Source organism: Zongyangia acetica (genome assembly GCF_038739695.1).
Taxonomy (GTDB): domain Bacteria; phylum Bacillota; class Clostridia; order Oscillospirales; family Ruminococcaceae; genus Zongyangia; species Zongyangia gallinarum.
On sequence record NZ_JBBEWN010000001.1, the window covers coordinates 1 to 19,405 of the forward strand.

Consider the following 19,405-nt stretch of genomic DNA (forward strand, 5'->3'; position numbering starts at 1 on the left):
TTCTCCATTATAGCAGCTTGGACGTTGCTTCTTGCTTAAGCTCTAAACTCCCACCGGCATAGCCGGCGGTTTTTGAAGCCCCAGCGACTTACCGCTGGGGCTTCTTTGCTAAAGCATAATAAAAAGCTGTAGAAAATTTTCTACAGCTTTTTTATTCTCATGGGAGACAAGAAAATCGCCTTTTTGAACCGGGCGCCACAGGGGTTCTTTTTCTATTCAAAAACGAATTCCCCGCCCTTTAAGATCAATTTGTCATCCAAATATAGGTCCGGCTTGAGGATAACTCCGTCCAAATGGCAGTCCGCTTTGTTGGTGCCGCCAAAGGAGGTATTGGTTCCAAAGGCGATGTGGACGGTGCCATAAATCTTCTCGTCCTCCAAAATCTGACCGCAGAGAACAGCGCCTCGGTTGGTTCCGATTCCCAGTTCGCCAAGGGTGGCGCTGTGTTCATCTTCGGTTAAGAAGGCCACCTTTTCACTCTGTTTTCCCGAGATCCGCCGCAGCTTGCCGCCAGAGATCTCCACATACAGCGGCTCCTCCAATCGGCCGATGCCTACCATAGAGCCATCAATGAGCATCTCTCCGTCACAGGCGTCCTCCCGGGGCGCAATATAGGCTTCTCCGGAGGGCAGGTTCCCTGCTTGGCCCGGCTGCTTATAAACACCGGTGCTGGCAATTCCCTTTCTGCCGTCTAAGTTCAGCCGCAGGGTATGCCCCTCCTTGACAATGGTGGCGCTTTTTGCTTGGGTCAAAAGGTCTGTTATCCTCAGGGTCAGACGTTCCACTTCTCCATAGTCAGCGCATATCGCCCCTCGCTGAAACATCTCCTCGGTGATGTCCGGCATGGTGGCGATCCGAGCGCCGGCCTTCACCGCCTGAATCCGGGCATTCGTATGGGTGAGGGACTGAGCGGTGGGAACCAGCACCACATCGGCGCTTTTCATGGCTTGCGCCACCGCCGCCGGAGGTTCCTGTCCCGATACCTCCCGGGGGAGCATCTGCATAAGCAATGCCTCTGCGCCCATCTCCCTTGCAGCCTGGTAGAGAACTCGTCCGATGTTTTCCTTCCCATCATCGGTCACAATGAGCACCTGTTCCCCTGGCCGTATTCCCATACAATCTGCCAGGATTTTTTTTGATCTCTCCAGCAGTGTCATAGCGCTTCCTCCTCACCGGCCAATTCTCTTACCACCCGTGCCAGTACTGTTCGGGGCAGCAGAACCGGCTTCCCCGTCGCCTGGTGAAAAATCCGTTTCATCTTCACCGTATAGCCGATGCAGTCCAAGATAAGCAGGTCAACATCCAGCTCGCGGAGCTTTTCCGCAGCGGACTGGATCCCCTCCATATCAGCGTAGGGAGACGCCGCTACTACATGGACTTCCTTGGCAATGCCATCCCACCGCCGAATATTCTGTTCTTTTTGGGAAATATCCGGTACTACCACGCCGATTTTTCCGCGCCGCGCCAGAGCGGGCACCAATCCGTCCAGCAGCCGGCAGGGATAAATCAAGGGGACCTGCGCCTGTAGCTGCGGTGGAAATTCCCCTGTACAGAGCATGAGAATCATCTGCACACCTTGGGCTGTCAAGGTGTCGATGGCCTCTTGCAGCCGGGGTAGAATATGCCGTTCGGCAAAGCGGACGCTGGTGCCATCTTTCAGCCGGGAAACCAAGACATAATCCCCCTGCTGCGGCTCGATGGCCCGCAGCTGCTCTGGCGTCATATGATCCAGCGCCCCAGCCTGTATCAGCTGGATATCGTCCCCTAAAATTGGGAGGATATCGTCTGTCACATCGACTCTCGGAGACTGTCCTACGGTAATTGCTCCAACTTTAATCATAGTTCTCCCTCTTTTCCATTGAGCCCAAACAGGCCGGGAGGACTCCCGGCCTGTCTTTCTTTTCACATAAAAATCGAGTCTGGCGCCTATTTCCCCTTGGTTTGCAAATGTTTCATAGACCCGTAAAGCTTTACTATACTATCAAACTCCTCTGGGTCATAAAAACTGCAATCTCCCCTGCCGTAGGCTTTTGCAACCTCCAGCATAAATCGGGCTGCTTCCTCTATATCGGTGAGGTGGCTAGCACCGGTAGCGCAGCCGGGAACGGTTGTCTGCGCTGTAATGGCCACCCCTACCACTGGAGCATCTGTAGCCGTACAGGGCTGTAGGATGCTGTTGAGATGATACAGCCCATTGCCATAGGGGGTGATATCCTGGGTGGAGAGCGCAAATACTTGGGGCAGCTGGCCTGTGGTAATCTCCATGATATCCAGCAGAGATTCGCTCACTTTGAGGATATATCCCTCTTTCACCGTCGGAGAAATGGCAAATCCCCGATGGTTGATAATCCGGTTGCCTTTGGTGGTATCCACACACAAAATGGCGTCCAGTTCCGGGGTCACTTCCTCCCGATTCACCTGGGCCATCTCCACCGGCGAACCCATAAAAGGCACCGGCTTATGGGGCTGGGTCGGCGCGTTAGGGCAGATATGCGTGGAGATGAACACATCCCCCTCCAGCACATCCCCTTTTTTCTGCATATCCAAAAGCTTTGCCGCCAGCGACAACGCGATCAGCGCGCCGTCCCCATCGGAGACAAAGCCGATCCGCTCCGGGCGGGCGCCTAGCCCTCCCAGGCGGCCAAGCAGTCCGATGGTGGGAGCGTCTCCTCCGGAGGACTTGCCACACCGGCCTGGAATCCGCACCTTAATCATATCTGTCTTTCCCTGAGGACCCTCCAGAGGATAAACCTCTACATTGCAGTCAGGTGCAATACCTTTAAGGTAGGCCATCGCCTTCTCCCCGCTGGCGTCAGCCGCATCCAGCAGATCGTAAAGCTCAATAAGCTGTTTGATGAGCATATTTTTCCTCCCTTAGTATTCTTCGGTCAGGCGGCCATAGGATGTAGGACGGCGGTCCTTGAGATAAATGACCTCTTTTTCTCTGTAGTCGGCCACCTCATCCAGATCAATCGTACAGACCAGCAATTCCTCGGTATCCACGCCAGCCTCGGCCAACAGCTTGCCGCGAGGATTAAAGACCTTGTTATCTCCAAACATGCTGCAGTTGCCCTCTACACCTACCCGGTTAATGCCGGCCACAAAGCAGGCATTTTCCAGGGAACGGGACATAAAATAGATATCCCACATATCCTTGTCCCAGATGGGGAAAGCAGAGGGGCAGAGAATTAACTCCGCACCGTTGAGGGTCAGGATTCTGGCCACTTCCGGGAATCCGCCGTCATAGCAGATCATCATCCCCACCTTGCCGAAATCCATCTCAAAAACAGGATACTCATAGCCTGGACGGAAATAATAGCGCTCTCCAGCCCATAAATGGGTCTTGTTGTAGGTGCCCATTAGCTTGCCCTCTCGGTCGATGACAATCAGTCCGTTGTAGAGCACGCCGGGGATATCACTGTTGAGGACGATGGGAGCTACCACATACATATGAAGCTTTTTCGCGTATGCCGCCAGCTTCTGGAAGGTCTCCCCTTCCGGATCCTCTGCCAGCTCGCCATAACGTTTGCCGATAATGTCCGGGCTATAGCCGGTAGAGAACATCTCTGGGAAACAGATAAGATCCACGTTTTTCTCGGCCGCTTCTTCCATATAAGCGATGGCCTTTTCTACATTGGCCGCTTTATCCATCATTTTGCAGTCCATCTGCACCAGTCCCAGTGTCATCTTGCGCATCTTTGCATACCTCTTTTCTCCTTCGTGAGAAAACGGGCTCACACAGTGAATTCTCACGGTGGACACCCGTTTTTCAAAATGGTCGACTTTCGGAATAAATTAGTCTACAAGCGGATTTTGTCTTTTCACCTTCATCCATACAAAATGGACGATAAAGCTGACGATCATGCCATCAATCGCAGGAGCTGTAGTCAGGGTAATGGGTGTATAGGTCGTCAAATAAGACACAATAGATCCAATAATCCAGGCGGTACAAGCCGGGATATTGACTTTTCTTAATCTATCAATGTATTTTTCCTCATAGTACTGAGAGTTGAAGAAATAATAGTCTGCAATGATTACTCCACCCATTGGAGGAATCAAAACGCCCAGATAATTGAGAAAGGTTGTGAAATTCTGATAGATACCGGTCAGCGCCAAAATAATACCGATTAATCCCGACAAAGCGTTGAGCTGGTATTTCTTCATTTTCTTAAAGACAACTGAAAAACCAAGGGTAGAGCAATACAGATTGTTGTCATTAGAGTTCCACTGGGCGATAAGTAAGATAATAAGAGCAATGATACCCCAGCCTAATTTGAGCATAATCTGTACAATATCCCATTCGCCCGTGGCCTGGCAGGTGATAACGCCGATGAGCATCATGATGGGAACCACAATGGCGAAAGCCATGACAGCCGCGCCCACTGTATGTTTCGGAGATTTTGCATATCGGGAGACATCCGGCGCTACAACCGCACCTACAATGAAGGATGCCACTGCCACCGAGACACCGTAGCCGATGGTAATGGGTTCACCTGAACCACGCATGTTCCAAATTTCTGTCAAGGACATGCCAGAAACGACCTTCCACAGCGATGCCAGAAGAAGGATCATAAGAAGTGGTACTGCCACTTTACTCAGAATATCTTGCGCCTTATATCCAAAGGTAGAAGATAAGATCATCAAAATGCCGCCGATCACAATACAGAGAAGCGGAGAAACTGATTGGTGAAAGACCATTTCCCATGTGGTGGCTGCTGTGTCTCCAAAAAGTCCTAATTGCACGCCAAACCATCCGAAAGATCCGAAAGCCTGGATCACTGCAATGATGATAATTGCGGCTTTTCCAAAGGTAAACTGACTGACCATAGCTGTGGAAAAACCAGTTTTCGCGCCAACAATCCCGCACAGTGATGTCACCAGGGCAAGGACTGCACCGCCAATAAAAGCTGCCAATAACGCATGCTGGAAAGTCAATCCGTCTCCCAAGGTTCCACCGGTAACAATCAGGCCCAGACTAATGCCCACGCCTGCCCAGATACATCCCATGGAGATCCAGCCTTTCCTCTGATCTGCGGGGACAGCCGTTCTGGCATAATCGTTTAGTATTTGTTCTACTGCCATAACCATTCCCTCCTCATTTGCAATACTGCATATACTCCATACAATTTTTGTCTTTTCTACAAAAACAGATGTACATCTCCCACATATGGAGTAAATAAAGTATAGCATGGAGAAATATTGGTGTCGATGTTCACTGCGAATGAAAAAAAACACAATTCATGTGCATCATGCACATTCACAAAAAATATCGCATTTTTAACGCCAGGCCAAGATTAAATAAATTCTCATTTTTTGAGAGATTGTAGCCGGTAATTTTCTCTATCTTTTTAATTCTGTTCGACAGGGTATTTCGATGCAAAAACAGTTCTTCCGCCGTTTTATTCCTTGCTCCCATATTTTTCACCAAGGTCTCCAGGGTTACCAGCAGCCTAGTTTTATTTTTTCGATCGAATTCTTGCAGCTCCCATATGGTACTTTCTACGAAGCGTCGAAAATAGGGAGAATCAGCTGTTTTCATCAATGCCTGTTCCAAACGCACATCCTTAATGTCCACCACTGTCCGTCGGATATTTGGCATCCTGCCGATGGCAATGGCGTCTCGCGCTTCTTCATAAAAGGATGGAATCTCTATGTATTCCCGGCAGGTCTCGGAAATGCCGATCGTCAAATTCATGCCAAACTTCTCTCTGATGCGTCCATGGATTTCCTGGAACGCCTCGAAGAGCTGCTGTTTGTGATAGACATCGCTCATCAAGCAGGTGAAGCTATCGCTTTTGGTAATGACGTTGCAGTGCACTCCCCGACTCGCCATGTGTTTTTTGATGGCACTGCTAATCCCCTCTTTTAGCTGCTGGATATCTTCTTCCTGTAGATGAAGGCTGGCCGCTTCGAAATCGTCTATATCAGCCACCGCAATACGCAGCGGTACACCGGGCCAGCGAAGCATCTGAGCGCGATAATCCGCCTCATCGGCAAGTTTAATATTGCCCGTCATCAGATCGATAAACAGGTTAGAATCCATGATCCGGGTATTGTCTTCCAGAACCTGCAGCTTTGCAAACTCCAAGGCCAAACTCGTGGCCGCATGGTTAAGGGCAATCAGCTGCATGTCATCAGGGAACCGCTCCATATAGACGACAAAAATATATCCGCAGATCTGCTTTTTCACAATCGCGCTGCGCGAAAGAAGACGAATACCTGCCGGACCTTTCAACTGGCGGGTAATATCTCCCCCCTGCACCTGATCTGTCAGCTGCGCGATGAGTCGTAAGGAGCCATCGGCATCCGGCGCAAATAGCTCCGCCGGTGCAAAACGTCCCTGGGCGCCACTTTGAGAAAGCACTTCGAAATTGGGGGTTGTGATGATAACCGGCTGGCTGATTAGATTGGAAAGCATCTGGGCGATTTCCTCAAAGCCACCGGAATTCAGTTCCAGTTCCATAAATTTGGCATTCATCAACTCTGAAAATTCCAGCTTGTTATTGTGCTCATCCACCAAAGCTTTCATCAGAGGGTGGGTAATATCAATAAAGGGAATGTCGGGAGGAATTTCAATCAAGGGTACTTGGAGCCTGTCAGCCAAGGCAATGGTATCCTCTGAAATGCTTCCCAAAAAACGCGTTTTGATGGCTAAGCCCGCCGCCTGCACACGGTAAAGATCCTCAATGAGCCCTGTTAATGCATCCGTGTCGTTTTTAATCGCGTACCCAGTGGTAATCAACAGTTCGTTCTTTTTTAGCCATGGGGAAATATTGGGGACTTCCATGGTATCCACCCAGCTGATCTTCTTCTGAACTCCCTGTGCTCCGCCGATAAGCTTGCATTGCGCTAAGGCTCCCACCGTCAGCGCCTGCGCAACGGTCATTTCCATTTTTTCCCCTCTTTTCTGCAAAGTACTCTTAGTTTATATTTTGATTTCTTAAAAGAAAATTCCTTTTTCTGACAAGTTGTGGTATACTATAAATAGTATTTCATATTTTTAGTCGATTGTAAAGGAGGAGGTTTTCATCAAAGTCCTTGTTCTTTCCTGTAATACCGGGGAAGGCCACAACGCGGCCGCCAGAGCAGTCTTTGAAAAGCTGCAAAAACGGCAGATTCCCTGTGAATTCGTAGATGCGCTGTCCTTGGCTGGAAAACGCACCTCCAAAGTAGTTTCCAGCTGCTATGTAGGATCCACCCGTTTGCCCGGTGTGTTCCACTTTTTATATGCCGCCGGCGGAGCCATCAGCAATAACCGCCGCAAATCTCCCGTCTATTTCATGAATCGGCTTTATCGCCATGCCATTGACGAGTATCTTTCTCAGCATGCTTTCGATGTGGTTATCACCTCCCACCTTTTCCCGGCGGAAGTGTTGACCAGCCTCAAGCGTGAGGGGCGGCTACGCGCGCGCACCATTGCCATTGCCACCGACTATACCTGCATCCCCTTCTGGGAAGAGACGGAGCTGGACAGGTATACCCTGCCGCATAAGGATCTGATCGGTGAATTCGCCGAAAAGGGCCTGCCGCGGGAAAAGCTGCTGCCCTATGGCATCCCTGTACGGGAGTGTTTCTGCCAGAAAGGAGACAAGAAATACGCCAGGCGGCTGCTGGAACTGCCCCAGGATAAACCGGTCTATCTGCTCATGTCCGGCAGTATGGGCTTTGGAAAGCTGGGAGAAATGACCGAAGCTATCCTGCAGCGTCATGGAGACGGGGTATTTGTCGCCATTTTATGCGGCAGGCATGAAACACTGCTGGCCAAGCTGCAAAAGCAATTTGAAGGCCGCAGCAACGTCCGCGCCATCCCCTTCACCAATGAGGTCAGCCGTTATATGGATGCCTGCGACGTCATATTTACAAAACCAGGGGGGCTCACCAGCACCGAGGCGGCTGTCAAAAATATCCCTTTGATACACACAAGCCCGATCCCGGGCTGCGAAACTAGAAACGCGCAGTTCTTTTCCTCACGGGGCATGTCTTTCTATGATGAGGATATCCAGCGCCAGCTGGATTTTGCCCAGCGGGTCACTACCGACCCCCAGGTTCTTGGCCAAATGCTCCATGCCCAGCGAAACCATACCAATCCCCGTGCCGCAAGCCAGATTTGCGATCTCGCCCAGCAGTTGGCGGGGCAGTAAAGGAGGCCATATGATCTGGATTTTCCTGTTTTATATTGTTGCCGGGTTTTTCTCTGGCAGCATTCTTTACAGCGCTCTCCTTCCCCGTCTTTTCTCCAAAGTGGACATCGTGGAGGACAGCGACGACCACAATCCGGGAACCGCCAACGTTTTTAAGTTGGTGGGGCCTGTCATGGGGCTGATCTGTCTGCTCCTTGACATGGCGAAAGGCTTTTTCCCTGTCTTTCTCGCCCTGACCAGCTTGGATTTTCATCGTTTCCCCTTTGCCCTGGTGATGGCTGCCCCTGTATTGGGACATGCCTTTTCCCCCTTTGCCCGTTTTCACGGCGGGAAGGCCATCGCCACCTCCTTTGGCGTGCTCCTTTCCCTCTGCCTTTACAGCAATATGGTCTGGTATCTGGCCGGCGTCTTTATCTTTTTCTCCATCGGGGTCACCATCCGCCCCCACAGCTGCCGGGTCATTGCTTCCTTCCTTTGTTTTCTTCTCTCCTGCGTTTTTGTAGTTCCCATCCGTTCCTTCGCTGTGGGCGGCGTCATCATCTCCGCCATCGTTTTGGCAAAGCATCTGTTCCCTCGGGAGTTCACCCTGTCCCAGGTCCAGATTTCTTTGTTCGGAAGGCGGAAATTTCCCAAACACGCCAACTAACCAAAAGGGCAACCGGCTGACAAGCCGGTTGCCCTTTATTTTTTTATTTACTTCCAAAGCCGGTCATAAAGCATCTCCATATCCGCTGGAGTGATGTTCTTTCGGGTGTTGGAGGGACTGCCGCTGGCAAAGGCATCCTGCGCCATCTTGGGAATCGCTTTATAAAACGCATCCCGGTCGATGCCGTATTCCTCCAGGGTGGGGATTTCCAAATCCTTCGCCAATTTTGCAATCCTGTCAATCAGCGCCCTGGCCGCTGTCTCGTTATCGGCAGCTTCATCGACGATGTGGCACGCCTTTGCCAGGAAGGCAAAGCGATCCAGCGCGCCATCCACTACATAAGATAGGCAGGTCTCTAACAGCATGGCATTGGAAATGCCGTGGGCTACGTGGAATAAGGCGCCAATGGGACGGCTCATGCCGTGGACAATGGTGACAGAAGAGTTGTTAAAGGCAATGCCGGCCTCTAGGGCTGCCAATGCCATTTCGGTGCGGGCCGTCTCATTGTCCGGCTGGCGGAATGCGGTCAGTAAATTCGCAAAGATTCTCTGCACCGCAGAAACCGCAAAGGTGTCGGAAAGCGGCTGGGCTTTCTTGGAGGTAAATGCCTCTACCGCATGGGTCAAGGCATCCATACCGGTGGCCGCTGTAATCTTGGCCGGCGCGGTCATTGTAAACTGCGGGTCAATAATGGCAAGGTCCGGCATAAGGCTGGGCCCTTTTAGGAGCATTTTCACATCGTTTTCTGTATCGGTAATAATGGTAAACTGGGTAGCTTCCGAGCCGGTTCCCGCTGTGGTGGGAATGGCCACCATCGGCGCCAGGGCGAAGGTGACATTTTTCCCCATATACTCAGTGATCCGTCCGCCTCCTGCCGAGAGCATGGCAATGGCCTTCATAGAATCCATAGGGCTTCCTCCGCCTACGGCGATGAGAAAATCGCATCTTTCTTTTTGATACTGGGACAGGCCGGTTTCAATCATCTTATCTGTAGGCTCACTGTTGATGCCGTCATAAATAGCGTACGCTGTTGCACAGCCATCCAGGACATCGGTGACCTTTTTCACATTGCCCAGCTTTACCATCACGCTGTCGGTGACAATCAATGCCTTTTTCCCCAGGCCGGCAATCGTTGACGCCGCATCCTCCAGGGCGCCGGCGCCGCTCAAAATCTGGGATGGGGTGATAAATACATGAGACATAATCAACACTCCTGACTTCTATGTTGGTATATTTAGGTGATATTTATATGACTTTTCAAGAATAATTATAGAAATCCAGGAGAAAAAGTCAATAAGCTGATAGAAAAAAGAGAAAATTCTTTCTCTTTTTCTCTTATATGGTCAAACGTTGATAAAATGATAGGGATATCTTTAGCACTTTTGAAACAAAAAGGCCCCCTCCAGGGAGGGGGCGCAAAAGCATTTATTTTTCAGTTGATTTCTTCTGGGATGCCTTATTGGGCGTTTTTGCGGCGGCAGCTGCCTTTTGCGGTTTCTCTGCCTTGGCAGCCTTCTTGGCCGTCGATTTTGCCGGAGCCTTTGCCGTCTTGGATGTTTTGGCCGCCGTCTTTTTTGCAGCGGGCTTGGATGCCGTTTTTGCCGCTGGTTTCTTTGCAGTTTTGGTGGTTCCAGTCTTTTTTACCGCTACTTCTTGCAGCATCCAGCGCTGGTTGTCACCGTCTACATCCTCCCAAATCTGCAGGAGGGCGCCGTCCTCTTTGGACATATCCACCACGTCAATGCATTTGCCCGATACCTTGCTTTTGATCTTGTAGCTGCCGTCAACGCTTTCCTCCAAAGCCCAAAGCTGATTATCCGCATCCGCGCTGTCAAATTGGCAGATCCGAACGCCGTTGTCTGTACCGGAAAGGGTGGCATCCAGGGCTTTGCCGGTGGCTTTGTTGATCATCTTATAGTATTCATCATTGCCTTCCAGCTTCCACTGCTGGCTGTCCTCACCAGAAGCGGCAAACATGACCACCTTTTCATCCGCTGTCGCTTGTATCGCCTTGCCGCTCTCCTTAGAGATCAGTGTATAATATGTATCCAAGGCAATATTCTTTTTTGCCCTCATATAAAACGCTCCTTCACTAAAAAATTCTGAAAACGCTTATATTTATTATATCATTTCAACTTTCAATGTCAATCTTACTGATATTTCCAGTTAAAAAAGAAATCATTTCGCTTATATTTGACCAAAAATACTCCACAATGAGGGAAAAATGCTGTGCGTTCACAACAACGATCATCTCAGCTTTTGAAAAAACAAAGGGAGGAAAAATGCGGGAAAACAGCGAAAAAGCAGAGTTCTTCAGCAAGGACAGCCCTTTTCTCCCCTTGTTCTCTTGACAATGGCGATACTACAGAAGAGCTTCGTCATAGTGGGCGCGGATACCGCCGATAAATTTTGGACGTGTCCGGGCTAAAAGAATATGGGCTTTGCCAATATACTGGATGCTGATGCGCAGGGGCACCGCCACTTCCCTCAGATGCATGCCGATGAGGGTGCCGCCGATATCCAGTCCGGCGTGGGCCTTTAGATGCTCCACCGCCACCGGATGGGAGAAATGGGCATAAGCCGCGGTGGCAAAGGAGCCTCCCGCTTTGGGCTGCGGTACCACATTGACGATGTCCAGGCCGTATGCCTTGGCGCATTCCTCTTCCACGATCAGCGCACGGTTAAGGTGCTCACAGCACTGGGCCGCCAGATAGAGGTCGTGGGCCTTCACCACATCATAAATTTCCTCAAAAACCGCCGCTGCCAAATCTACATGGCTATCAGAGCCGATCTTCTGTCCGCCGATCTCGCTGGAGGAGCAGCCCACCACCACAATCTGGCCCTTTTGCAGCTTTGCGCCCTCCACCAGTTCCTCTATCGCGGTCCTGGCCTGGGCTTTTATATCCGACAACATGCTTTCCACTTCCTTTAGTTTTGCTTGTCTCATTATACCCCTCTTTGGTTTTTCTGTAAATGATTGGAGTTGCGCTAACTTGTCTTTTCCCTTGTGAGAAATCTTTGGCTATATTGCCATCTGCCCAATGTTCACGGCATCTTGTATAATGAACAGTGTAAAATCTACAGCAAAGCGAGGACGTTTATGGGGAGCTTGTTTCAAAAAAAGGGATGCAAGGCCGTTGTTTTTGATATGGATGGGGTGCTCATCGATTCGGAACCCATCCATTTTCAGGTGCTGGGTGATTTCTGTGCCCCTTTGGGCTTTTCTCTGACCTGGGAGGAGTTTACCCCTTTCATCGGCAAGGATGAGGTCACCTTTTGGGAGTGGGCCATTTCACGCTATCATCTCACAGGATCCGCGGAATCCTACATCCGCGGTTATGTGGACAGACTTCACGCTTTCTTTCACTCTGCAACAAATCTGCCCCCCATCGATGGGGTCGTTGAGCTTTTGCAGCAGCTGCGCCGGGAAGAAATTGCTATTGGACTTGCCTCTTCTTCCGCCATTGGGGTTATCCGGGACACTCTCGCCGCCCTTGGCATTACCAGTTATTTCGACGCCCTGGCAGGGGCCGATCAGGTGGGACATTCCAAGCCCAATCCCGCCGTTTATCTCAAAGCGATGAAGGATCTGGGGGTCCGGCCTGAGGAATGCGGCGCCGTGGAAGACAGCCACTACGGGATGCTGGCGGCTAAAGCGTCGGGGGCCTTCTGCGTGGCATTTCGCAACCCCTCCGCTGGAGAACAGGATCTATCCATGGCTGACGCCTTTGTGGACTCCATCCGGCAGCTGCTGTAAAATAAAAAAAGAATTGACAAGTCCCAGGCTGTGGAGTATAATATAAGCAATACATGAAATGCGCAGAAGAGGAATAGTAGGATCTCCCTTTTCTTTCAGAGAGCCGCCGGTTGGTGTAAGGCGGCAGAAAAGATGGTCTGAACTCACCTCCGAGCAGCTCGCTGAAATGAAAAGAGTAGGTGGAGCCGGAGCCTGACCGTTACAGCAGGAGGATATAAGGTTTTTTGAAAAGAAAGCCCGTATCTGATGAAGGGTATGCCCCAGGGCATAAAACCGAGTGGTACCGCGTAAGATGTAAGTCTTTCGTCTCGATGGAGATGAAAGACTTTTTTTATTGCCGAAAACAGCGTACATAACGGCCCGCACATCAGACGATACGGAGAAAACGCGCAGGCTGGCCACAGCCGGAAAGGGAGTTATGGTATGAAAAATGTAGAAAAGTACACCAGAGGTTATTTTATGCCTCCAGAATCATGTATGGACTGGACAGAGAAGGAATACATTCAAAAGGCGCCTGCCTGGTGCAGCGTAGACCTGCGGGATGGCAACCAGGCCCTGGTGGTCCCCATGAGCCTGGAAGAAAAGCTGGAATTTTTCAAGTTCTTGGTCAAAATCGGCTTTAAGGAAATCGAGGTAGGGTTCCCGGCGGCTTCTGAGACAGAATATGAATTTGTCCGCACCCTGATTGAGCAGAATCTGATCCCCGATGATGTGGTCATCCAGGTACTCACCCAATCCCGGGAGCACATTATCCAGAAGACCTTCCAGTCCCTCCAGGGGGCCAAGCGGGCCATCGTCCATCTTTATAACTCCACCTCGGTGGCCCAGCGGGAACAGGTCTTTCAAAAGAGCAAGGAAGAGATTATCGATATCGCCGTCTCGGGGGCAAAGCTTCTGCAAAAGTATGCCGCTGAGATGGAGGGCGACTTCCAGTTCGAATATTCCCCTGAAAGCTTTACCGGCACCGAAATGGAATTTGCCCTGGATATCTGCAACCAGGTGCTGGATGTCTGGCAGCCCACCTCAGAAAATAAGGTGATTATCAACCTGCCTTCAACAGTATCCCTCTCTATGCCCCATGTCTATGCCAGCCAGATAGAGTATATCAGCCGGCACCTGAAGTACCGGGAAAATGTGATTTTGTCTCTGCACCCCCACAACGACCGGGGCTGCGCTGTAGCCGACGCTGAAATGGGCGTACTGGCCGGCGGCGAGCGGGTGGAGGGCACCCTCTTCGGCAACGGCGAGCGCACCGGTAATGTGGACATTATCACCTTGGCGCTGAACATGTACTCCCAAGGCGTTGACCCTGGTCTGGATCTGAGCAATATGCCGGAGGTAGCCTCGGTCTATGAGGAAACCACAGGGATGAAGGTCTATGACCGTCAGCCCTACGGCGGCAAACTGGTCTTTGCGGCCTTCTCCGGCTCCCATCAGGACGCCATTGCCAAGGGCATAAAGTGGCGGGAAGAAAAACAATGCGATCACTGGAATGTCCCCTACCTGCTCATCGACCCCAAGGATATCGGCCGGCAGTATGACGGCGACGTCATCCGTATTAACAGCCAGTCGGGCAAGGGCGGCATCGGCTATCTGCTGGAGCAGAAGTACGGCTTCGACATGCCCAAGAAGATGCGGGAGTGCTTCGGCTACCAGATCAAAGGTGTCTCCGACCATCAGCACAAGGAACTCAAGCCCGAGGAGATCTATGGCATCTTCATGCAGTCCTTTGTCAATATGGATTCCCCTGTTACCTTCCACAGCGCCCACTTTATCCATCCCGATGACTTTGAGGCCACAGTGGCGGTGGCTGTCAGAGGGGTGCCCCAGGAGTTTAAGGCATGGGGCAACGGCCGCCTGGATGCGGTCAGCGCCGCCCTGCAGAAGGGGCTTGGGATCGATTACACCCTGGTCACCTATAAAGAGCACGCGCTGGAAACCAGCTCCAAATCCCGCGCAGCCGCTTATGTGGGCATTGTCGACAAGGATAATCAACCCTATTGGGGCGTAGGCGTCCACAACGATATTATCACCGCTTCTGTCAAAGCCCTGATCAGCGCCATCGACAACATGCTTAAAGCCCATTAATAAAAGGCCGCCTTTCTCAGAAGGCGGCCTTCTTCATTACAGTCTCAGCTCAATGGCATGGATCAGTGTCCGCAGGGCCTTGATCCTGGCAAACTTCTTGTCATTGGACTCAATGATGTTCCAAGGGGCAAAATCGGTGGAGGTATACCGCAGCATATCGTTGACCGCCACCTCATATTGGGGCCATTTTTCCCGGTTGCGCCAGTCCTCCTCGGTGATCTTCCACTGCTTTTCCGGGGTGTTCTGCCGCTCGGTAAACCTCCGCAGCTGTTCATCCTGGTCAATGTGGAGCCAGAACTTGACGATAACCGCGCCCCAATCATAGAGTTCCTTCTCAAACTCATTGATCTCCTGGTAGGCCCGATGCCATTCCTCACTGGTGCAGAATCCTTCCAGGCGCTCTACCATGACACGGCCGTACCAGGTCCGGTCAAAGATGGCAATATGCCCTGTCTTGGGCAGTCGTGTCCAGAACCGCCACAAATAGTGATGAGCCAGCTCATCCTTTGTGGGCGCGGCGATGGGGATCGCCTCATAGCCCCGTGGATCCAAGGCTGCCGCCACCCGGCGGATATTACCTCCCTTGCCTGCCGCATCCCATCCCTCATAGGCGACGATGACCGGTATCCGTTTTTTATAGATCTTGTTGTGGAGGACGGAAAGCTTCGCCTGCTGTTTTTTCAGCTGCTCTTTATAGGTTTCCTCTGATAATGTCCGGTTAAGGTCAATATCCTGAAGCTTGGGCATCTCCACCAGGGTAAACTTAGGCGAGAGGATCACAGGGCTTTCTGGCGGGAGAGGCTTGTATTCCTCCCTTTTCTGAGCGATGGCCTTTTCGATGGAGGAGACCAGGATGGTATAAATATCCGCCATGCAGCTGTTTTTGTCATGGCTGGAAATGACATGCCAAGGCGCATAGTCGGTGTTGGTGTTGGTCAGCATCTGATCCAGCACCTCATAGTATTCATCGTAGTGCTTGTTGCGTTTTAAGTCCCGATCTGTCACCTGCCAGGCCGTATTTTTGGAAGACAGCAGGTTTTCAAAGCGCTGTTTTTGATCTTTTTTGCTGATGTGCAGGAAAAACTTGATAATCAGGCAGCCGTCGTCAGCCAGCTGGCGTTCAAAGGTCTTGATGCTTTCGGTCCGCCGGGCAATTTCCCCATCGTCCACGTCCTGTTCCAGTTTTGCCACCGAGATGTCCTGGTACCAGCTCCGGTCAAAGACAGCGATCTGGCCCTGGGCGGGGATCTTTTCCCAGTATCTCCACAAAAGGGGCTTGCGCCGCTCAGCGCTGTCCGCCTCAATAAAAGAGGTCACCTTGAAATACCGGGGATCCAGATTGAGGATCATGTCAGCAATCCTGCTTCCCTTTCCCGAAGCGCCCCATCCTTCAAAAAGGATGATCACCGGCAGCTTATTGGCCTTGATGCTCTGCTGAAGGACAGAAAGCCGCGCCTTCAGTCCCTCGGCCACCTGCTTATATTCCTCTTTCATCATCATCTTTTTTAAATCCACTTTTTCAAGCATGAAGCTCCCCCCCAATCTTTTGCGATACGTTATTGAATTATGTTTATTATATCTGATTTTTTAATAGAATTCAAATAATTTTTGTCTGATTTCACCATCATTTTTGGAGGAAATCCGGGGAAAAGTCTATGCAAAACGCACAATAGGCGCTGAAAACTTCTTGATACGGCAAGATGGATAAAATTTTTTCAAAAATTCATGGTACAATAAGAAAAACATGGTGATGGGGAGGATGAACCTATGCCGGCCTATGTGACACACTGGCTGTTTGGTGACGCCGTATGCCAGCAGCTTTGCGGGGAACCGCTGGAAAAAATATTGCGGCAGCATCGCGCTGCCTATGACTGGGGGACCCAGGGGCCGGATCTGCTTTTCTTCCGCCGGGCTTATCTAAACCCTTTCAACAAGGTCATTCAAACCGGTGTACGAATGCATCAGGCCCCGGTTCCTCCCCTGCTCAATGCCTTTCTCCGCTATCTGCGCCCACGGCAGGGCACCCCAGAAGGGACTAGGTGCCTTGCTTACTTTATGGGATTTCTCACCCACTATGTATTAGACCGCTCCGCCCATCCCTATGTCTACGCTATGGTGGAGAAACGTTCCCCCTTCACCGCTCCTTTCGAGAAAAAGGGCCTACACCATCAGATTGAAAGCGCCTTGGATACCATCATGTGCCGGGAGCGTCTGGGAATCCGGGTGCAAAATTTCCCTCTATTTTTCGGCCTGCAAAACCGCCGGGTTCATGAAAATGTGGCTTCGATGTTAAAAAGGGTCATCTGGGAAACCATGGGGGAACAGATCAAAAAGCAGGATATTGTCCGCGCCTTTGACGACGCCTTGTGGTGCGAAGAATTCCTGCTCGATTCCAAACGCTGCCATCAGGGTATCGCCTCCTTTGTAGATCGCGTCCTCGTCCATGGAAGCATGGTCACCGCCATGCGCAAGCCGGAAATTCCGCCCTTTGACGCCGCCAACAAGGCCCGGCTTTCCTGGCATCATCTCAACCGGCCGGAGCAGATCAGCCATGAAACCTTTCAGGAGCTCTTTGACAAGGCGGTGCCTGAGGCCGTCTCCCTGCTCGGTGAGGCCACCGCTCACCTCCGGGCGGGATCTCTGTTCGAGGACGTTCCTATGGATAGCTTTGATCATGGGCGGCCATCTGAAAGATAAAGATAAAAATCAAAATATGGACCGGAAGATACCTTCCGGTCCATCTTATTTTTTCCTGGAGCAAACGGGGCATCGCCTGCCTGTGCTGGTGAAATGGGCAGGCGCCACCATGTATTCATGGCCACAGAGGTTGTGCCGGATTTTTACCGGCGTAAACGCATTTGTATATTCGGTCAGCACACTGTATTCTCCTCCCACCAGGTCCTCCACCTGTTTCAAAAACTCCTCCTGGGTTTTCTTTTTGCAGGGGCTGGTGCAGATATGGTCCAGGCCGCTGATGATGTGATTGGCCGTGGTCATCCATATCTCCCCACAATGGCTGCATAAAAAGGCGTTGGTCTTCCCTAGCCCCCGGCATTCTTCTCCTACAAAAGTGTATCCTCTGGCTTCTATGAGGGGCAGCAGGGCCTTAAACTTCTCCAGTCCTTTGCGGATTCTGGTCTGGGAGGTGTGGAGGGACCGCTCTTTCTTACCGCAGGTAGGGCATCCCGTCTTGAAAAGGTCCGGAGGCAGTTTATAATAGGTGGTTCCACACGTCCGGTGATGAATGGCGATGGGCGTCCGAATATCCTTATAAGGCCCAAAATCTCATAGGATTCCCCATATTTTTCCCGAGCTCTTTGTCTGATTTCTTCCAGCTTTTTGCAGTAGGGACAGGCCATATCCTTGAGGATGGTAGTCGGCGTGCGCAAAAATTCCTGTCCGCACTTTCCACAGAGAAAACGCAGCCTTGTACGGGTGCTGACATAATCGTCCAGGACAGCGAAGTCCAGCCCTTTGCCGCGAATGGCCTCGACCAATTCGTTGTGCTTGAGAAGCTGGCCCGCCTTCTTCTTTTCAATCCTCCGCTCTTCTATTTTTCTTTTCTGTTCCTCTCTCCGCTCTAACTCCTCTGCAAAACGGTCTTTTTTCTCCTCCTTGCGCCGTTTGTTTTCCTCGGTGCGGAGGAGACGGGGTGTTATCCCGTCAAACAAGCCATCCTCCTTCGCCTGTTGCAGTTTTTGGCACACGGTTCCTTGGTGCAGATGGACAATCTCTCCCGCCTGTTTTTGGGTATATCCCTGCTGACACAGCGCGATGAGCTGCAGCGTAATGGAGCTGTTGGTCTCCCTTTGCACCCTTTTCCAGTCCACCGTTTCCAGCGGATAAAAGGAAAGCTTTTTCATTACCTCTGCTTTCATCCAATCCGGATCTGATTTTCTACAGTCCAAATCGATGTATCCAATCCCCAGCTGTTCTACCGCCATCCTTCGTTTCTCGTGGTCCCTTTGCTGGATCTTCTCCAGGGAGGCTCTTCCCACCCTTTCAAACACATGCGGCACAAAATGCTGGGCCCCATGGGTCTCGATAAAAATATTTCTTTCCTGATCGTAGAAGTCGTATTTATAGTGGGTTTTCCGACCGTTTTCCTGAAATTTTACGGTATACTGGCGTACGAACGGGATCTGCATCTGGGTGAGCAGCGCATGAATATATCGTTCTGGATAGCTGATGCCGTCCCCGCAATAAGGGCATTGCACCCGCCGCCTTTGATACACGTTGTTGATATTCTTTCCCTTGACAATCTTGCCGCATTCCGGACAGTAAAAATCCGCTTTCAAATGGGTGTAGGGTGATTTTTCCCGGGGAATCGAACTGTCTACAAACCACTTGGCAAACTCCGGATCCCTTTCGGCGATAGTGGGATGGTTGCATTTTTTACAGGTGACCAGCCTGCCCGCCTTCAGGTAGCTTTCCCCCACCGGATACTGGTGGCCCTTTTCGCACCGCAGCATGTAGTATTTGCGGAGCACCCCGTTCTTCCCTTGGATGCGCAGGCTGTCCACCACCGTCATTTTGCCATGTCTCGTTTCAAATGTATCCCCGATTTCATATCCCATCCTGACCACCCCTCACCTCTCCATGGTCGTATTATAGCACATTTTTCCGTTATCGGCCCTCAGCCGGGGCATATGATTTTTGGTTGCCAGCGGCCTCACCCTCGGTTTTGTGGACACCTGCCAAAGAGATACCGAGTGCTGCCAGCTTCCATATAACCGCATTCTATACAAAAGCCGTCTGCACAAGAAGGTGCAG

General features: G+C 51.2%; 17 protein-coding genes and 1 other annotated feature. Of the genes, 5 read left to right on the forward strand and 12 right to left on the reverse strand.

What is annotated here, in order from left to right:
• Positions 1–212: 212 nt before the first annotated feature.
• From WGC32_RS00005 to WGC32_RS00030, 6 genes are all read right to left on the reverse strand, one after another.
• Positions 213–1,157: an aminopeptidase gene (locus WGC32_RS00005; RefSeq protein WP_191483098.1), complete on the reverse strand. Its 945-nt coding sequence runs from the start codon at positions 1,155–1,157 to the stop codon at positions 213–215.
• Positions 1,154–1,840, reverse strand: coding sequence for an AroM family protein (locus WGC32_RS00010; RefSeq protein WP_342680239.1), 687 nt, complete (start codon positions 1,838–1,840; stop codon positions 1,154–1,156). Before WGC32_RS00010 ends, WGC32_RS00005 begins: the two co-directional genes overlap by 4 nt.
• Positions 1,841–1,926: 86 nt before the next feature.
• Positions 1,927–2,862, reverse strand: coding sequence for a DUF1177 domain-containing protein (locus tag WGC32_RS00015; RefSeq protein ID WP_342680240.1), 936 nt, complete (start codon positions 2,860–2,862; stop codon positions 1,927–1,929).
• Positions 2,863–2,874: 12 nt separating this feature from the next.
• Positions 2,875–3,696, reverse strand: coding sequence for a nitrilase-related carbon-nitrogen hydrolase (locus tag WGC32_RS00020; protein WP_191510502.1), 822 nt, complete (start codon positions 3,694–3,696; stop codon positions 2,875–2,877).
• A gap of 99 nt (positions 3,697–3,795) precedes the next feature.
• Positions 3,796–5,082, reverse strand: a complete 1,287-nt coding sequence (locus WGC32_RS00025; RefSeq protein ID WP_342680241.1) for a cytosine permease — start codon at positions 5,080–5,082, stop codon at positions 3,796–3,798.
• Between the two features lie 175 nt (positions 5,083–5,257).
• Complete coding sequence (locus WGC32_RS00030; RefSeq protein ID WP_342680242.1) at positions 5,258–6,892, reverse strand: PucR family transcriptional regulator; 1,635 nt, start codon at positions 6,890–6,892, stop codon at positions 5,258–5,260.
• 136 nt (positions 6,893–7,028) lie between these two features.
• Between WGC32_RS00030 and WGC32_RS00035 the strand changes: the two genes are divergently transcribed.
• Both WGC32_RS00035 and WGC32_RS00040 read left to right on the forward strand, forming a co-directional pair.
• Complete coding sequence (locus WGC32_RS00035; RefSeq protein ID WP_342680484.1) at positions 7,029–8,141, forward strand: MGDG synthase family glycosyltransferase; 1,113 nt, start codon at positions 7,029–7,031, stop codon at positions 8,139–8,141.
• Positions 8,142–8,151: 10 nt separating this feature from the next.
• Entirely contained in the window at positions 8,152–8,787 is a 636-nt protein-coding gene (locus tag WGC32_RS00040; protein ID WP_191483092.1) for a glycerol-3-phosphate acyltransferase, read from the forward strand.
• Between the two features lie 47 nt (positions 8,788–8,834).
• Here the strand turns inward: WGC32_RS00040 and WGC32_RS00045 are convergent, their stop codons facing one another.
• From WGC32_RS00045 to WGC32_RS00055, 3 genes are all read right to left on the reverse strand, one after another.
• A complete protein-coding gene (locus tag WGC32_RS00045) occupies positions 8,835–9,989 on the reverse strand; it encodes an iron-containing alcohol dehydrogenase (RefSeq protein ID WP_191510381.1) in 1,155 nt (384 codons plus the stop codon).
• 223 nt (positions 9,990–10,212) lie between these two features.
• The gene (locus WGC32_RS00050; RefSeq protein ID WP_191483090.1) at positions 10,213–10,863 is read right to left on the reverse strand and encodes an RICIN domain-containing protein; all 651 of its coding nucleotides are present in this window, start codon (positions 10,861–10,863) and stop codon (positions 10,213–10,215) included.
• A gap of 286 nt (positions 10,864–11,149) precedes the next feature.
• A complete protein-coding gene (locus WGC32_RS00055) occupies positions 11,150–11,734 on the reverse strand; it encodes a TIGR01440 family protein (RefSeq protein WP_462933603.1) in 585 nt (194 codons plus the stop codon).
• 153 nt (positions 11,735–11,887) lie between these two features.
• On the opposite strand from WGC32_RS00055, the gene WGC32_RS00060 reads away from it, so the two are divergent.
• Together WGC32_RS00060 and WGC32_RS00065 are read left to right on the forward strand one after the other, a co-directional pair.
• On the forward strand, positions 11,888–12,544 hold the full coding sequence (locus tag WGC32_RS00060) for an HAD family hydrolase (RefSeq protein ID WP_342680243.1): 657 nt from the start codon (positions 11,888–11,890) through the stop codon (positions 12,542–12,544).
• A gap of 54 nt (positions 12,545–12,598) precedes the next feature.
• Positions 12,599–12,858, forward strand: a binding site (T-box leader).
• A gap of 109 nt (positions 12,859–12,967) precedes the next feature.
• A complete protein-coding gene (locus WGC32_RS00065) occupies positions 12,968–14,632 on the forward strand; it encodes a 2-isopropylmalate synthase (RefSeq protein WP_342680244.1) in 1,665 nt (554 codons plus the stop codon).
• Positions 14,633–14,668: 36 nt separating this feature from the next.
• On the opposite strand, the gene pap is transcribed toward WGC32_RS00065, so the two are convergent.
• Complete coding sequence (gene pap / locus WGC32_RS00070; RefSeq protein ID WP_191510378.1) at positions 14,669–16,159, reverse strand: polyphosphate:AMP phosphotransferase; 1,491 nt, start codon at positions 16,157–16,159, stop codon at positions 14,669–14,671.
• 240 nt (positions 16,160–16,399) lie between these two features.
• On the opposite strand from pap, the gene WGC32_RS00075 reads away from it, so the two are divergent.
• Positions 16,400–17,329 carry a zinc dependent phospholipase C family protein gene (locus tag WGC32_RS00075; RefSeq protein ID WP_342680245.1) on the forward strand — a complete coding sequence of 310 codons (930 nt, stop codon included), beginning with the start codon at positions 16,400–16,402 and terminating at the stop codon, positions 17,327–17,329.
• A 45-nt stretch (positions 17,330–17,374) separates the two neighbouring features.
• On the opposite strand, the gene WGC32_RS00080 is transcribed toward WGC32_RS00075, so the two are convergent.
• Positions 17,375–17,629, reverse strand: coding sequence for a hypothetical protein (locus WGC32_RS00080; RefSeq protein ID WP_342680246.1), 255 nt, complete (start codon positions 17,627–17,629; stop codon positions 17,375–17,377).
• Between the two features lie 89 nt (positions 17,630–17,718).
• Positions 17,719–19,209 carry a hypothetical protein gene (locus WGC32_RS00085; RefSeq protein WP_342680247.1) on the reverse strand — a complete coding sequence of 497 codons (1,491 nt, stop codon included), beginning with the start codon at positions 19,207–19,209 and terminating at the stop codon, positions 17,719–17,721.
• Positions 19,210–19,405 lie beyond the last annotated feature (196 nt).

Bases quoted from the DNA above. Each gene is read 5' to 3' on its own strand.
- WGC32_RS00010 (WP_342680239.1), bottom strand. From the start codon at position 1,840: ATGATTAAAGTTGGAGCAATTACCGTAGGACAGTCTCCGAGAGTCGAT.
- WGC32_RS00075 (WP_342680245.1), top strand. From the start codon at position 16,400: ATGCCGGCCTATGTGACACACTGGCTGTTTGGTGACGCCGTATGCCAG.
- WGC32_RS00030 (WP_342680242.1), bottom strand. From the start codon at position 6,892: ATGGAAATGACCGTTGCGCAGGCGCTGACGGTGGGAGCCTTAGCGCAA.
- WGC32_RS00025 (WP_342680241.1), bottom strand. From the start codon at position 5,082: ATGGCAGTAGAACAAATACTAAACGATTATGCCAGAACGGCTGTCCCC.
- WGC32_RS00085 (WP_342680247.1), bottom strand. From the start codon at position 19,209: ATGGGATATGAAATCGGGGATACATTTGAAACGAGACATGGCAAAATG.
- WGC32_RS00045 (WP_191510381.1), bottom strand. From the start codon at position 9,989: ATGTCTCATGTATTTATCACCCCATCCCAGATTTTGAGCGGCGCCGGC.
- WGC32_RS00020 (WP_191510502.1), bottom strand. From the start codon at position 3,696: ATGCGCAAGATGACACTGGGACTGGTGCAGATGGACTGCAAAATGATG.
- WGC32_RS00050 (WP_191483090.1), bottom strand. From the start codon at position 10,863: ATGAGGGCAAAAAAGAATATTGCCTTGGATACATATTATACACTGATC.
- WGC32_RS00060 (WP_342680243.1), top strand. From the start codon at position 11,888: ATGGGGAGCTTGTTTCAAAAAAAGGGATGCAAGGCCGTTGTTTTTGAT.
- WGC32_RS00005 (WP_191483098.1), bottom strand. From the start codon at position 1,157: ATGACACTGCTGGAGAGATCAAAAAAAATCCTGGCAGATTGTATGGGA.
- pap (WP_191510378.1), bottom strand. From the start codon at position 16,159: ATGCTTGAAAAAGTGGATTTAAAAAAGATGATGATGAAAGAGGAATAT.
- WGC32_RS00015 (WP_342680240.1), bottom strand. From the start codon at position 2,862: ATGCTCATCAAACAGCTTATTGAGCTTTACGATCTGCTGGATGCGGCT.
- WGC32_RS00065 (WP_342680244.1), top strand. From the start codon at position 12,968: ATGAAAAATGTAGAAAAGTACACCAGAGGTTATTTTATGCCTCCAGAA.
- WGC32_RS00040 (WP_191483092.1), top strand. From the start codon at position 8,152: ATGATCTGGATTTTCCTGTTTTATATTGTTGCCGGGTTTTTCTCTGGC.
- WGC32_RS00055 (WP_462933603.1), bottom strand. From the start codon at position 11,734: ATGAGACAAGCAAAACTAAAGGAAGTGGAAAGCATGTTGTCGGATATA.
- WGC32_RS00080 (WP_342680246.1), bottom strand. From the start codon at position 17,629: ATGACCACGGCCAATCACATCATCAGCGGCCTGGACCATATCTGCACC.